10 protein-coding genes, 1 tRNA gene and 2 other RNA genes are annotated in these 13,782 nt (G+C 38.9%); 8 read left to right on the top strand and 5 right to left on the bottom strand.

The genetic code is table 11. From position 1 onward, the window contains the following. Positions 1-577 precede the first annotated feature (577 nt). A complete protein-coding gene (adhE, locus tag Xinn_RS00175) occupies positions 578-3,223 on the top strand; it encodes a bifunctional acetaldehyde-CoA/alcohol dehydrogenase (protein WP_086953281.1) in 2,646 nt (881 codons plus the stop codon). 215 nt (positions 3,224-3,438) lie between these two features. Here adhE and Xinn_RS00170 read toward each other — a convergent pair whose 3' ends face one another. Further along, on the bottom strand, positions 3,439-4,050 hold the full coding sequence (locus Xinn_RS00170; protein ID WP_086953282.1) for a thymidine kinase: 612 nt from the start codon (positions 4,048-4,050) through the stop codon (positions 3,439-3,441). A 643-nt stretch (positions 4,051-4,693) separates the two neighbouring features. Here Xinn_RS00170 and hns point away from each other — a divergent pair. Then, positions 4,694-5,095 carry a histone-like nucleoid-structuring protein H-NS gene (hns, locus tag Xinn_RS00165; protein ID WP_086953283.1) on the top strand — a complete coding sequence of 134 codons (402 nt, stop codon included), beginning with the start codon at positions 4,694-4,696 and terminating at the stop codon, positions 5,093-5,095. A gap of 226 nt (positions 5,096-5,321) precedes the next feature. Here hns and Xinn_RS00160 read toward each other — a convergent pair whose 3' ends face one another. From Xinn_RS00160 to galU, 3 genes are read right to left on the bottom strand one after another with little or no spacing between them, the layout of a single operon-like run. After that, complete coding sequence (locus Xinn_RS00160) at positions 5,322-6,332, bottom strand: NAD-dependent epimerase (RefSeq protein WP_086953284.1); 1,011 nt, start codon at positions 6,330-6,332, stop codon at positions 5,322-5,324. A gap of 8 nt (positions 6,333-6,340) precedes the next feature. Beyond that, positions 6,341-7,684: a UDP-glucose dehydrogenase family protein gene (locus Xinn_RS00155; RefSeq protein ID WP_086953285.1), complete on the bottom strand. Its 1,344-nt coding sequence runs from the start codon at positions 7,682-7,684 to the stop codon at positions 6,341-6,343. Between the two features lie 24 nt (positions 7,685-7,708). Beyond that, positions 7,709-8,626 carry a UTP--glucose-1-phosphate uridylyltransferase GalU gene (galU, locus tag Xinn_RS00150; RefSeq protein WP_086953286.1) on the bottom strand — a complete coding sequence of 306 codons (918 nt, stop codon included), beginning with the start codon at positions 8,624-8,626 and terminating at the stop codon, positions 7,709-7,711. 470 nt (positions 8,627-9,096) lie between these two features. On the opposite strand from galU, the gene Xinn_RS00145 reads away from it, so the two are divergent. From Xinn_RS00145 to Xinn_RS00125, 5 genes are all read left to right on the top strand, one after another. Further along, on the top strand, positions 9,097-9,558 hold the full coding sequence (locus Xinn_RS00145) for a YchJ family protein (RefSeq protein WP_086953287.1): 462 nt from the start codon (positions 9,097-9,099) through the stop codon (positions 9,556-9,558). A 45-nt stretch (positions 9,559-9,603) separates the two neighbouring features. Beyond that, a complete protein-coding gene (gene purU / locus Xinn_RS00140; RefSeq protein WP_086953288.1) occupies positions 9,604-10,452 on the top strand; it encodes a formyltetrahydrofolate deformylase in 849 nt (282 codons plus the stop codon). Between the two features lie 132 nt (positions 10,453-10,584). Further along, positions 10,585-10,669, top strand: a tRNA-Tyr gene (locus tag Xinn_RS00135). Positions 10,670-10,710: 41 nt separating this feature from the next. Further along, a non-coding RNA gene (locus Xinn_RS00130) (RtT sRNA) lies at positions 10,711-10,843 on the top strand. A 41-nt stretch (positions 10,844-10,884) separates the two neighbouring features. Then, positions 10,885-11,017: non-coding RNA, RtT sRNA (locus Xinn_RS00125), on the top strand. Between the two features lie 433 nt (positions 11,018-11,450). Here the strand turns inward: Xinn_RS00125 and Xinn_RS00120 are convergent. After that, positions 11,451-12,314 (bottom strand): LysR family transcriptional regulator, encoded by an 864-nt coding sequence (locus tag Xinn_RS00120; protein WP_086953289.1) that lies wholly within the window; start codon positions 12,312-12,314, stop codon positions 11,451-11,453. A 649-nt stretch (positions 12,315-12,963) separates the two neighbouring features. Between Xinn_RS00120 and xthA the strand changes: the two genes are divergently transcribed. Further along, a complete protein-coding gene (gene xthA, locus Xinn_RS00115; protein ID WP_086953290.1) occupies positions 12,964-13,770 on the top strand; it encodes an exodeoxyribonuclease III in 807 nt (268 codons plus the stop codon). Positions 13,771-13,782: the final 12 nt, after the last annotated feature.

Here is a 13,782-nt window from a genome sequence, read left to right as displayed (position 1 = left end):
TTAAAAGACAGTCTTCATCACAAAATATTGCAACAAAGTCCAGTAATAGAGGGTCATGACATGAAATGTATGTATAAAAAACAGTATTACTCAAAGCTAAAACAGGCAGTTCAACAAATTAGAAGAGTTTTTTAGTAAGAAATAGAAAACATTTATTAACTGATAATACTCTTTATTGGATGTCAGTTAATTATTTTTAACTTATTTTTTTATAAAATATATTACCAAAATTTATTTAACAAATAATTTCATAAAAGTTAAATAAATATTTCAAATCATTCTTGATATTTTTTTGATAACCATTATCAAAAACCTACAAGCTGAATGGTATCAGCCTACTGATTTCATGATCTAAATCACTATTTAAAAACCATCCGGTGATAAGCTGTTTCCAAAAGCCAATCTCAGAAAAAATACATAACCCGTTTTTAACAATATAGAACAATAAAGTTTTTTAAGGTAATTGGTCGTTTTTATGCAAGTAGATTAGTGACGAGCCTCACAACATAACCTTGCAGTACAATAATCAAACAGCCAATTCCCTGAAAAAATTTAACTTTTATTAGGAGTAATCTTTATGGCTGTCACTCAGGTTGCTGAACTAAACGAATTAGTTACTCGCGTGAAAAAAGCGCAACGAGAATTCGCCAGTTTTTCTCAGGAACAGGTTGATCAAATATTTCGTGCTGCAGCTCTCGCTGCTGCTGATGCCCGCATTCCACTGGCAAAATTAGCTGTTTCTGAATCAGGAATGGGCGTTATAGAAGATAAAGTAATCAAAAACCATTTTGCTTCTGAATACATTTATAACGCTTATAAAGATGATAAGACCTGCGGCATTTTATCTGAAGACGATACTTTTGGCACAATCACCATCGCTGAACCTGTCGGTATTATTTGTGGGATTGTGCCGACAACGAATCCGACTTCAACCGCTATTTTTAAAGCACTTATCAGCCTGAAAACCCGTAACGGTATTATTTTTTCTCCACACCCCCGCGCCAAAAACGCCACAAATAAGGCAGCAGAAATTGTTTTACAAGCAGCTATCGCTGCCGGTGCGCCAAAGGATATTATCGGCTGGATAGATGAACCTTCAGTAGAACTCTCAAATGCGTTGATGCACCACCCTGATATTAATCTCATTCTGGCAACAGGCGGCCCAGGAATGGTAAAAGCTGCTTATAGCTCAGGTAAACCCGCTATCGGCGTTGGAGCAGGTAATACCCCCGTTGTGATTGATGAATCCGCTGACATCAAACGGGCAGTCGCCTCGATTTTAATGTCCAAGACTTTCGATAACGGCGTGATTTGTGCTTCTGAACAATCCGTTATTGTGGTTGATAACGTTTATAAACAAGTCCGTGAACGTTTTTCCAGTCATGGCGGTTATATTCTACAAGGAAAAGAACTGAAGGCAGTTCAGAATATTATTTTGAAAAATGGCAACCTGAATGCCGAAATTGTCGGGCAGCCAGCAATGGAAATCGCAAGAATGGCTGGGGTCAGCGTTCCCGAAAATACTAAAATTCTTATTGGTGAAGTTACAGTCGTTGATGAAAAAGAGCCGTTCGCTCATGAAAAATTATCACCGTTACTGGCCATGTATCGGGGTAAAGATTTCGAAGATGCAGTGGAAAAAGCAGAAAAATTAGTTGAAATGGGCGGAATTGGTCACACATCTTCACTTTATATTGATCAGGATAATCAGACAGCCCGCATTAAATATTTCGGCGATAAAATGAAAACGGCACGTATTCTGATTAATACTCCGGCATCTCAGGGCGGTATTGGAGACCTTTATAACTTTAAACTCTCCCCTTCCCTTACACTGGGATGTGGCTCATGGGGCGGAAACTCTATTTCAGAGAACGTCGGGCCAAAACATTTGATCAATACCAAAACTGTCGCGAAAAGGGCTGAGAATATGTTATGGCATAAAATCCCTAAATCTATCTATTTCCGCCGTGGCTCGCTGCCGGTTGCGCTGGAAGAAGTAGCAACCGATGGTGCCAAACGCGCCTTTATCGTGACAGACTCTTTCTTATTTAATAATGGTTATGCCGATCAAGTCATAAGAGTCTTGAAATCTCATCATGTAGAAACCGAAGTATTTTTTGAAGTTGAAGCCGACCCTACTTTAAGTATTGTCCGAAAAGGTGCTGAACAGATGCGTTTGTTCAACCCGGATATCATTATTGCTCTCGGTGGTGGTTCACCGATGGATGCAGCTAAAATCATGTGGGTCATGTACGAACACCCTGAAACTCACTTTGAAGAATTAGCATTGCGTTTTATGGATATCCGAAAACGCATTTATAAGTTCCCGAAAATGGGAACAAAAGCAAAAATGATCGCGATTACAACCACCTCAGGTACTGGCTCAGAAGTCACACCTTTTGCTGTCGTGACTGATGACATCACCGGGCAGAAATATCCGTTGGCAGATTATGCACTGACGCCTGATATGGCTATCGTTGATGCAAACCTTGTTATGGATATGCCCAAATCATTATGTGCTTTTGGTGGCCTAGATGCTGTCACCCATGCTCTGGAGGCTTATGTTTCTGTTTTAGCAAATGAATATTCTGATGGGCAGGCTCTACAGGCTCTGAAACTACTGAAAGATTATCTCCCTGCCAGCTACCAACAAGGAGCTCAGAATCCTGTTGCCCGTGAGCGTGTCCATAATGCCGCAACGATCGCCGGAATCGCTTTTGCCAATGCCTTCTTAGGCGTCTGTCATTCTATGGCGCATAAGCTGGGTTCTGAGTTCCATATCCCACACGGATTAGCAAACGCCCTGCTTATTTGTAATGTGATACGCTATAACGCTAATGATAACCCGACCAAACAGACCGCATTCAGTCAATATGACCGGCCTCAGGCAAGACGCCGTTATGCTGAAATTGCAGAACATTTAGGGTTAAGTAGCACAGGAGATCGCACTGCAATTAAAATTGAAAAACTTCTGGCGTGGTTAGAAGAGTTAAAATCTCAACTTAATATTCCAGATTCAATCCGTGCGGTCGGAGTTCAGGAAAGCGATTTTCTGGCAAAAATTGATAAACTTGCCGAAGACGCTTTTGATGATCAATGTACTGGCGCTAATCCTCGTTATCCATTAATAGCCGAGTTAAAACAGCTACTGTTGGATTCTTTCTATGGTCGTAAATTTATAGAATCGGCTGTATCTCAAGAGTGTAAAAAAATTGAAAAATAATAAGAAATAATAATAAATGATAAGCTAAATAGTGTTTCAAAATGATAGGAGTAACTCTTATCCCATGCATCGCAAGGGATAAGAACTCACCTTTTGAAAAGGCTCTCACTATTATGAAAAACCATATAGTGTGACTTAAAAAGGCATCAGATATCCTCTGATGCCTTTTTATTAATTTATTTTTCTAACTTAATCGTATTACCCATACAAACAAACTATCTCTGAATCTGTTCAGCTTTTTTGGCTTTAGCTTCACGAATAACATCATAATAGTGCTTACGGCACACTGAGACATATTTTTCGTTGCCGCCAATATCAACCTGTTCTCCATCATAAACAACATTCCCATCGTTGCTAAAACGCAGTACACGGCTCGCTTTTCTTCCACAGTGGCAAATGGTTTTCAGTTCGACTAATTTATCCGCCCACGCTAGAAGATATTGGCTGCCACTAAATAACTCGCCCTGAAAATCTGACCTTAACCCATAACAGAGGACAGGAATATCATCGTAATCAACAATTTCACAAAGCTGTTCAACATGTTCTTTTGTTAAAAACTGACACTCATCAATCAAAATACAATGAATCTTTTCTACATCGTTTTCACATCTGATAAGTTCAGCAATATTCGTGTCTGGTGAAAACAGTAAGGCATCCGCAGATAGCCCAATACGGGAACTCACCTTCCCTTTTCCAAATCGCGTATCTATTTCTGCTGTAAAAATCAACGTCCTCATTCCTCTTTCGTTATAGTTATAGGAAGACTGTAATAATGAAGTTGATTTTCCTGCATTCATAGCAGAATAATAAAAATAAAGCTGAGCCATTGGCCCGTCCGTCCTCTTGTCAAATTTAACCAAGCGATATATCTCGCGAGTTTACCACAAACTTAACTCAAGGTTATCCTTTGTTATTGACCAAATGGAGCGTAAAAGAAAAATGAAATGAATCTGAAAGAAATATTTTTATGATAATCATCACATTTGTGCATATAAAATCAGCACCACAAACACTTATTGCACGACAAATGAACAAAATTAATATCAGAAGTAAATATCGATTTTATATTCCACTCTTTGCATATTAATAATCAAAATGGTTTACTTTTACTCGATCTACAACACTATAATCATAACCAACCGATTACCCATAAAAAAAATTCCATTTCACACTTGAACATCAGTTTATTTTCAAGTGAATAGTTAGCATATCTTACAAATTGACTATAAATTAGTTTTATATGACTAAGTTAATCCTTGAACAGCTTTGAGTAATCTACGTCTACCCGTTATCGAGAAATGATAAATCCAATAGTAGAATTAAAACACAATATATCGATTATCAAAAAAATTGCATTTTAAAATGGGATCTTTTAGCCTTAGAAAGTAAATTCACTATTGCAGAAAATAAAATAGCATTCTATTATTATCCATACATCAGCCATCATCATTATAATTTGAGACCAGGACAATGAGCGAAAATTTAAAATCCCTAAATAACATCCGTACTTTGCGCGCGCAAGCAAGAGAATGTGAACTTTCTACTTTAGAAGAAATGCTGGAAAAACTGACAATTGTTGTTGAAGAACGTCGTGACGAAGAAAGTCAGGCTCGTGCTCAAATAGAAGAGCGTACACGTAAACTTCAAGAATACCGTGAAATGCTGGAAAAAGACGGTATTGAATTAAGCGATTTAGTAGACGCTTTAAGCGGTAAAGCAACTGGTAAATCTAAGCGTGCTACTCGTCCGGCTAAATATTCATATATTGACGAAGGTGAAGTTAAAACTTGGACCGGTCAGGGCCGCACCCCAGCAGTAATCAAAAAAGCAATTGAAGAAGAAGGCAAAAGCCTGGACGATTTTCTGATCTAATCAGTTATTTTGCCGTCTAATAACAAAAATACCCTCTGAAGGGTATTTTTGTTTTATGGTTAATAAATCTAACTAAGTTAATTATGGGCTGATGTACGAGTACAACCGGTTATATGCTATCTTTGCATTTTCGGTGTAAAAAAAGAATTTAACACTCACTTAGTTTTTTATTAACATGAAATTAAAAAAGGAGCTAATAGCTCCTTTTCTTATTACTCAGCAAGTGTTAAGACATCTGATAAAAATCCAGATACCAATCAACAAATTGTTTCACACCTTCTCTGACTGGAGTATTAGGAGAGAAACCAATTTTTTCATACAGGGCACTGGAGTCCGCACAAGTAGACAGCACATCGCCATCTTGAATTTCCATAAAGTTTTTCGTTGCTTTTATCCCTAATGAAACTTCAATGGCTTCAATAAAATCACCCAATTTTGTCGGCTGACCATTGCCAATATTATAAATACGGTATGGCGCTGAACTGGCAGAAACTTGTCCGGTTTCAACTGACCAATCTTTATTAGGTTCAGGAATAATAGCCTGTAATCTGATTATAGATTCGACAATATCATCGATATATGTGAAATCCCTTACCATATCTCCGTGGTTATAAACATCAATAGGCCGCCCCTCCAGCATCGCTTTAGTAAACTTAAATAAAGCCATATCAGGACGTCCCCATGGACCATATACCGTAAAGAACCGTAAACCTGTGGTTGGTAATTTATAAAGATGTGAATAACTGTGAGACATTAATTCGTCAGCTTTTTTCGTTGCTGCGTATAAAGAAACCGGATGATCAACCGAATCGTCGGTAGAAAATGGTTGCTTTTTATTTAATCCGTATACTGAGCTTGAAGAAGCATATAATAAATGCTCAACATTGTTATGGCGACACCCTTCAAGAATATTGATATGACCCACAATATTGGCATCAATATATGCCATTGGATTTTGTATTGAATAACGAACACCCGCTTGAGCTCCTAAATGGATAACTCGCTGAAATTGGTGTTTAGTAAACAATTCAGAGATCCCTGCTCTATCAGCCAAATCTAGTTTTTCAAATTTAAAACCGGGATGAGGGTGTAATAAATTTAATCTTGCCTGCTTCAAATTGACATCATAATAATCATTGATGTTATCAATGCCGACAACTTCATACCCCATATTCAATAACCGCTGGCTCACATGAAAACCAATAAAACCAGCGGAACCTGTTACTAAAAATTTCATATTACAACTCAAATAACTGGATTGATAGAGGAACCACGACCGATACCATAATATGTGAACCCTCTGGCCTGCAGGCGTTCCGGTTCATAAAGGTTACGCCCATCGAAAATAACCGGAGTTTTAAGTGAATCTTTTATAAGATCGAAATCAGGCGCTCTAAAGTTTTGCCACTCTGTGCAAATAATCAAAGCATCAGCATCTTTTAAAGCAGCTTCTTTTGTTCCCATCAGAGCAAGATCATCGCGTTGCCCATAAATACGCTGAGTTTCCTGCATGGCCTCCGGATCATAAGCCTGTATTTTAGCTCCACATTCCCATAAGGCTTCCATCAATACCCGGCTTGATGCTTCTCTCATATCATCAGTATTCGGTTTAAATGATAGCCCCCATATGGCAAATGTTTTGTCAGATAGATCCGTACCAAAATGATGTTTAACGAAAGCAGGTAATTTTCTTTTTTGTTTTTCGTTAACCAACTCTACTGCCTGTAAGATTTTTGGTGTATATCCAATCTGCTCAGAAGTACGAATGAGTGCCTGCACATCTTTTGGAAAACATGAGCCACCATATCCACAACCCGGATAAATAAAGTGATATCCAATACGTGAATCAGAACCAATCCCCTGACGTACATGCTCAATATCAGCTCCCAGCATTTCTGCCAGGTTAGCAATTTCATTCATAAAGCTAATTTTTGTGGCCAACATGCAATTAGCAGCATACTTTGTCAGTTCTGCACTGCGGATATCCATAACGATCATACGGTCGTGGTTGCGATTAAACGGCTCATACAGCTCTCGCATAACATCCACCACACTATCGTTATCGCAGCCAATGATAATGCGCTCAGGACGCATACAATCAGCAACAGCGGCACCCTCTTTTAAGAATTCAGGATTGGACACAACATGGTATGGAATATTAACCCCGCGCCCAGCCAAAACTGCCTGCATTACAGCTTTGACTTTATCCGCCGTGCCGACAGGAACGGTTGATTTATCAACCACCACTTTAGGGCTATCCATATTTTCTGCGATAGTACGGGCTACAGCAGTAACATATTGCAGATCTGCCGAGCCATCTTCATCGGGAGGTGTTCCGACAGCAATAAACTGTAATTTGCCATGTGCTACACCGGCCTTGGCATCTGTCGTAAAATTCAGACGCCCTTGTGCATGGTTTTTCTTAACCAGAGTTTCTAACCCCGGCTCAAAAATAGGGATCTGCCCATTTTTCAGGTTTTCAACTTTTTTTGCATCAACATCAACACAAAGTACGTCGTGGCCAACTTCAGCAAACACAGTCGCCTGAACTAAGCCAACATAGCCAATACCAAATACAGTTACTTTCATCTCACACCCTAAATTACTAGTAGATTATTTTTTAATCTGAGTCTGCAAGGTCATAACCCAGTCACTGAATGACTCTCCCAACTGCTTATGCTTCATTCCATATTCAACAAACGCCTGCATATAACCCAGTTTATTACCACAATCATGGCTACGGCCTTTTAAGTGATATGCTTCAACCGGCTCTTTTTCCATCAGCATAGCAATGGCATCAGTAAGCTGAATTTCATCCCCTGCACCCGGCGCAGTTTTTGCCAGTAGCGGCCAGATTTTTTCAGACAGGACATAGCGACCAACAATAGAAAGATTCGATGGTGCTTCTTCTGGTTTAGGTTTTTCAACTACGCGGGCAATAGGCTTGCTGTCACCCGGCTGTAAATTTTTCCCAAAACAATCCACGATACCATAGTCAGAAACGCTTTCATAAGGTACTGGCTCGACCAGTATCTGACTTGCACCATTCTCATTAAAACGTGACAACATTTCGCTCAGATTGTATTTCGACAAGTCTGTGCTGTACTCATCCAAAATAACATCAGGCAGGATAACAGCAAATGGTTCATCCCCAATTAGCGGCTTAGCACATAACACTGCATGCCCTAACCCTTTGGCTATCCCCTGACGGGTCTGCATGATTGTTACGTGACTCGGGCAAATAGACTGGATTTCATCCAACAATTGACGTTTAACCCTTCTCTCAAGGATCGCTTCCAGCTCAAAACTGGTATCAAAATGGTTTTCTATCGAATTTTTGGATGAATGTGTAACCAGAATAATCTCGTTAATTCCTGCTTTAATACATTCATTAACAACATACTGGATTAACGGTTTATCAACCAAAGGTAACATTTCTTTAGGTATAGCCTTGGTAGCCGGTAACATCCTGGTCCCCAAGCCTGCAACAGGGATCACTGCTTTTTTTACTTTTTTATTTATAACTAACATTACATAATCTCCTGCGGCTATATTATGGTTATGGCTGAAAAACTCCTTCTACAGCATAAACGATAGCCTAAACTCTTTAAAAAAACGTATGTGTGAAAAATTGGATATGTGAAAAGAATCACATACTAAAAAATAGCGCGCCAGAGTATATCAGCTAACCCGAGCAGATATACAGTAAATGAGAAGTGAATTATATTTTTTATATGGCAATGTATAATATTGCCGTAGCAAATATACATACAAGATACATGCACCTAACAAATATCAGTTTTATCATAGCGAATGTCGAACATAGCAGAGTTCCAACAGTACAGATAACATCTGTCAGGAACGCTCTTGGTCAAACATTGCGACCAGGCTTTGTATTCAGTATTATCAGATAAATTATTACTCGTTATTTCTTATATTCCCACACACTTTTGAAATACTCATCACATGCACAACAACCTTTTAAATTCACCGGAGTTATTTTGACAACACTATGTCCCTGTGGCAGCAGTTTATCTTTCGCACACTGCTGCGGCCCCTATATTGATAATCATCGACCGGCCCCGGATGCTGAGTCTCTGATGCGATCCAGATATAGCGCTTATGTAACAAAAAATACCAATTATCTTATTGCAACCTGGCATCCTGACTGTCAGGCAGAGACTTGGCGTTCAGAAATAGAGCAAGGTTTTGTCGGTGTCGAATGGTTGGGGTTGAATGTGATCAATACAGACGAAGGACGCCATAATGACGAGGCCTACGTTGAATTTTCAGCTTGCTTTATTGAACAAGCAAAGCAAGATAGGCAACTGATACATGAGCGCTCCCGTTTTTTACGCATTGAACAACATTGGTTTTATATTGATGGCATTCGTCCTCAGATTGGACGCAATGACTCATGCCCATGTGGTTCAGGAAAAAAATATAAAAAGTGCTGTAGTTAAAACACAATCATTCACACAGTGAAAAATTTGAGGTCACATTAATTCATGCAGAACGCAATCATACAAAAAAAAATCTTGCGCACAATTTGTCCTGACGCCAAAGGGTTAATCGCTAAAATCACAAATATTTGTTACAAGCATCAATTAAACATTGTTCAGAATAGTGAGTTTGTCGACCATCTCACTGGCCGTTTTTTCATGCGTACAGAGCTGGAAGGTATCTTTAATGATGAAACATTTCTTGCGGATCTGGATGATGCTCTTCCTGTCGGCTCAAGCCGTGAATTAAATACAGCGGGACGCCGTCGTATTGTTATTATGGTTACTAAAGAAGCTCACTGCATTGGTGACATATTAGTAAAAAGCGCTTACGAAGGATTGGATGTGGAGATAGCCGCAGTTATCGGCAACCATACTACCCTGCAATCATTAGTTGAGCAGTTCGGTATTCCATTCCACCATATCAGTCATGAAGGATTAAGCCGAGACCAGCATGATGAAGCACTAATGGCGCAGATTGATCAATATCAACCTGATTATGTTGTACTTGCTAAGTATATGCGTGTCTTAACACCGGCATTTGTTCAGCATTATCCTAATCAGATTATCAATATCCATCACTCATTCTTACCAGCATTCATTGGCGCCCGTCCTTACCATCAAGCCTATGAGCGCGGAGTTAAAATCATTGGAGCCACGGCACATTACGTTAATGATAATCTGGATGAGGGTCCTATCATCACTCAGGATGTAATTAACGTGGATCATAGTTATACAGCTGAAGATATGATGCGGGCAGGACGGGATGTCGAGAAAAATGTACTGAGCAAAGCTCTGCACTCCGTTTTTTCCCAACGAGTATTTGTGTATGGCAACCGTACTGTAATCTTATAAATGGAATTAAATTTGAGCTTTAGGGTTAAATAATCAGCACTTGATATCTGACTTTAAAATATTTACTTTACAGCGGCGGTTCATTTGATATGATGCCGTCCGCTGACAACGACAGCGTACAATTCAAAATTTGGTGGGGTTCCCGAGCGGCCAAAGGGAGCAGACTGTAAATCTGCCGTCACAGACTTCGAAGGTTCGAATCCTTCCCCCACCACCATCTAATGATAACTCCTAATTCACCAACCAATAAAAAAATCAAATAGATCCACCAAGGGAAGGACGAGAGCCTTCGACCAAGGTTCGAATTGAGCGTAGCGAAATAACAGTGCGCGTAGCGCATTGGCCCGCAGGGTGAGGAACGAAGTGACGAATCATCCTTCCCCCACCACCATCTAATGATAGCTCCCGATTTACCAACGAATAAAAAAATCAAATAGACCCACCAAGGGAAGGACGAGAGCCTTCGACCAAGGTTCGAATTGAGCGTAGCGAAATAACAGTGCGCGTAGCGCATTCGCCCGCAGGGTGAGGAACGAAGTGACGAATCATCCTTCCCCCACCACCATCTAATGATAGCTCCCAATTCACCAACGAATAAAAAAAATCAAATAGATCCACCAAGGGAAGGACGAGAGCCTTCGACCAAGGTTCGAATTGAGCGTAACAAAATAACAGTTAACCGGGCGCTTATAAGTAATAGCTGGGTGTGGTAAACACAACCTAATGGCAGGAAAAGTTTGTATTGGAGAAAAAAAGAGAATTTGATTGGAGCACAATAAAACAACAATGCCTATAGTGCTTCATCCTTCCCCCACCATATTCAAAGGTATATTCCATTATTTGCATTTACTGTCAAAACTAACAGATATATTGCTTGGGGGAAGAACCATCTAATTTACTCAATGAGTAAATGAATATTATAACATTGGCGTGTTCACAGAACACCAATAGCGGAGCTCCAGAAGAGCTGCTGCAATTCGCTCCGCTTATGCAATCGGTTACTCCATATCGCTAACAGAATCGATGAAACGATTCAACACGCTTGAGTGTGACTTAGATTTATAGACGTAACACTGATTAACTGCATCAGCTCGTGAAATTGGCATAAAGCCCAGATTTTTACCATCCTCCAATGCACCAGAACGGGCATCTGTAATAAAAACATAATCTTTAGACTGAATAAAATTGAGACAACACTCCATATTATCCATTTGTCTTATATTCGCTTTCTCTCCATTTTTTTGCATATCCTCTTCCAGGTTCTTTATAAAATCACTTTTATAGAGAACTGGATCGCATAACCATGTTTTATTTTTCAGTAGTTGAGTTAAATCACCATTGGATTCATCAATTAATTCCTGACGACAACAAATACCTAAGTTCTGGCCTTCAATTTTACGTACCAGACTGAATCTATCACTAAGGATTTTTTCAGAGCTTAGGATTATGGTATTTCCCTCATAATCAACTATTTCATCGATGTTATCATAACTGAATCGTAATATATTAACTTGAGCATTATTCCTATCTGCAGCTTTATACAGTGAAATCAGGTGTCTATCTTTCCCCCAGTCATAGTAAATATTAACACTATTACAAATAGTCCCACTAAAGTGTTTCTTTGTAATTTCTTTTTCTTTCAAATAAAGTTCTTTTAAGTCATTATATAGCTCCGCTCCGTCTTTAGTCAGTATCATCCCAAACTTCTCCCTTTTAAATAAGCGTTTTCCTAACGTCGCCTCAAAGTCTTTAATTGATTTAGCTACTGGGGGAGTCGTACGGTTCATCACTCTTGCCGCTTTGCTTAAAGAACCCATTTCCACCACCGCCATGAATGCTTCTAATTTACGAGAAAAAAACATAATTCACCGTTCCTATGTAACTTGTGGCTAAAATAATATCCTTGAAATGGCCTTCTCATCAGGTAACCGCTAAATCAAACTTGATATTGTGAAGGTATAATTTTGTACAATAAAAATAGCTATTTTTCAAATGGCATTTATTGAAATGCCAGCCCCTGATGCAAAAATGCGGTTCAGGTGAACTATATTATTCACCTGTATCATGATGAATATTCCATCGTGAATGTAAACCGTTAATAAATATAAACATGGTCTACTGGTTCAATTTTCTATCAGAGATTGATTAACTCTTCTACTTTTTCATTAATTATTTTTTGTAACGCGTGACATAGAATAAATTCCAAGAATAAAAAATCTCACTTCAAAACATAATATCAAATGTGAATATAACAGAGAATTACTAATTAAATAAGTATTTATTTATTAAATCTTCATTTAATTAAATCTGTCCTTTTATATTATTTAACATGATTACATCCTTTAAATTTGAATAATAAGCAAATTATATTCAATATGACATTACATATATGAGTAAAATAGTGAAACATCAAGATAACAGGCCTAAAATTATTATTTAATAAATGGTTACATTCTTATTTAGATCTGATAAGATTAAAAATAAAAACATTATTTAGGTGATTATAACGATATGAAATTTGTATCATTCAATATTAATGGACTGCGGGCGCGTCCTCACCAACTTGCTGCGATCGTTGAACAACATCAACCTGATGTTATCGGGTTACAGGAAACAAAAGTCCATGATGAAATGTTTCCTTTAGAAGAAGTCAGCAAACTTGGTTATCATATTTTCTATCACGGTCAAAAATCTCATTATGGTGTTGCTCTGTTGACACGCCAGCAGCCAACAGCTGTCAGGAAGGGTTTTCCTACTGATGACGATGATGCGCAGCGTCGTATTATCATGGCTGATATCGAAACTTCCTCTGGTTTACTGACCGTGATCAATGGTTATTTTCCACAAGGTGAAAGCCGATCTCATGAGGTAAAATTCCCTGCAAAAGCAAAATTTTATCAGGATCTGCAAACCTATCTTGAAACAAAGCAATCTCCGGAATCCAATATTCTCATTATGGGTGATATGAATATCAGCCCGACTGACCTTGATATTGGGATAGGGGAAAATAACCAAAAACGTTGGTTAAAAACCGGAAAATGTTCTTTCCTGCCTGAAGAAAGAGAATGGATGGAACGCCTCAAGAGTTGGGGACTGGTTGATACATTCCGGGCACATCATCCGGAAATCAGTGATCAGTTTTCATGGTTTGATTATCGCTCAAAAGGCTTTGACGATAACCGGGGGCTTCGTATCGACTTGCTGCTTGCAAGCCAGCCATTAGCAGAAAAATGTCTCTCTGCCGGTATTGACTATAATATCCGTGCTATGGAAAAACCCTCTGACCACGCACCTGTCTGGGCAGAATTTAAGATCTAAAATAAAATACAG

The organism is Xenorhabdus innexi (assembly GCF_002632485.1).
GTDB classification, from domain to species: domain Bacteria; phylum Pseudomonadota; class Gammaproteobacteria; order Enterobacterales; family Enterobacteriaceae; genus Xenorhabdus; species Xenorhabdus innexi.
Note: the sequence above shows the minus strand (reverse complement) of the source record. Positions and strands in the feature narration are given on the sequence as shown.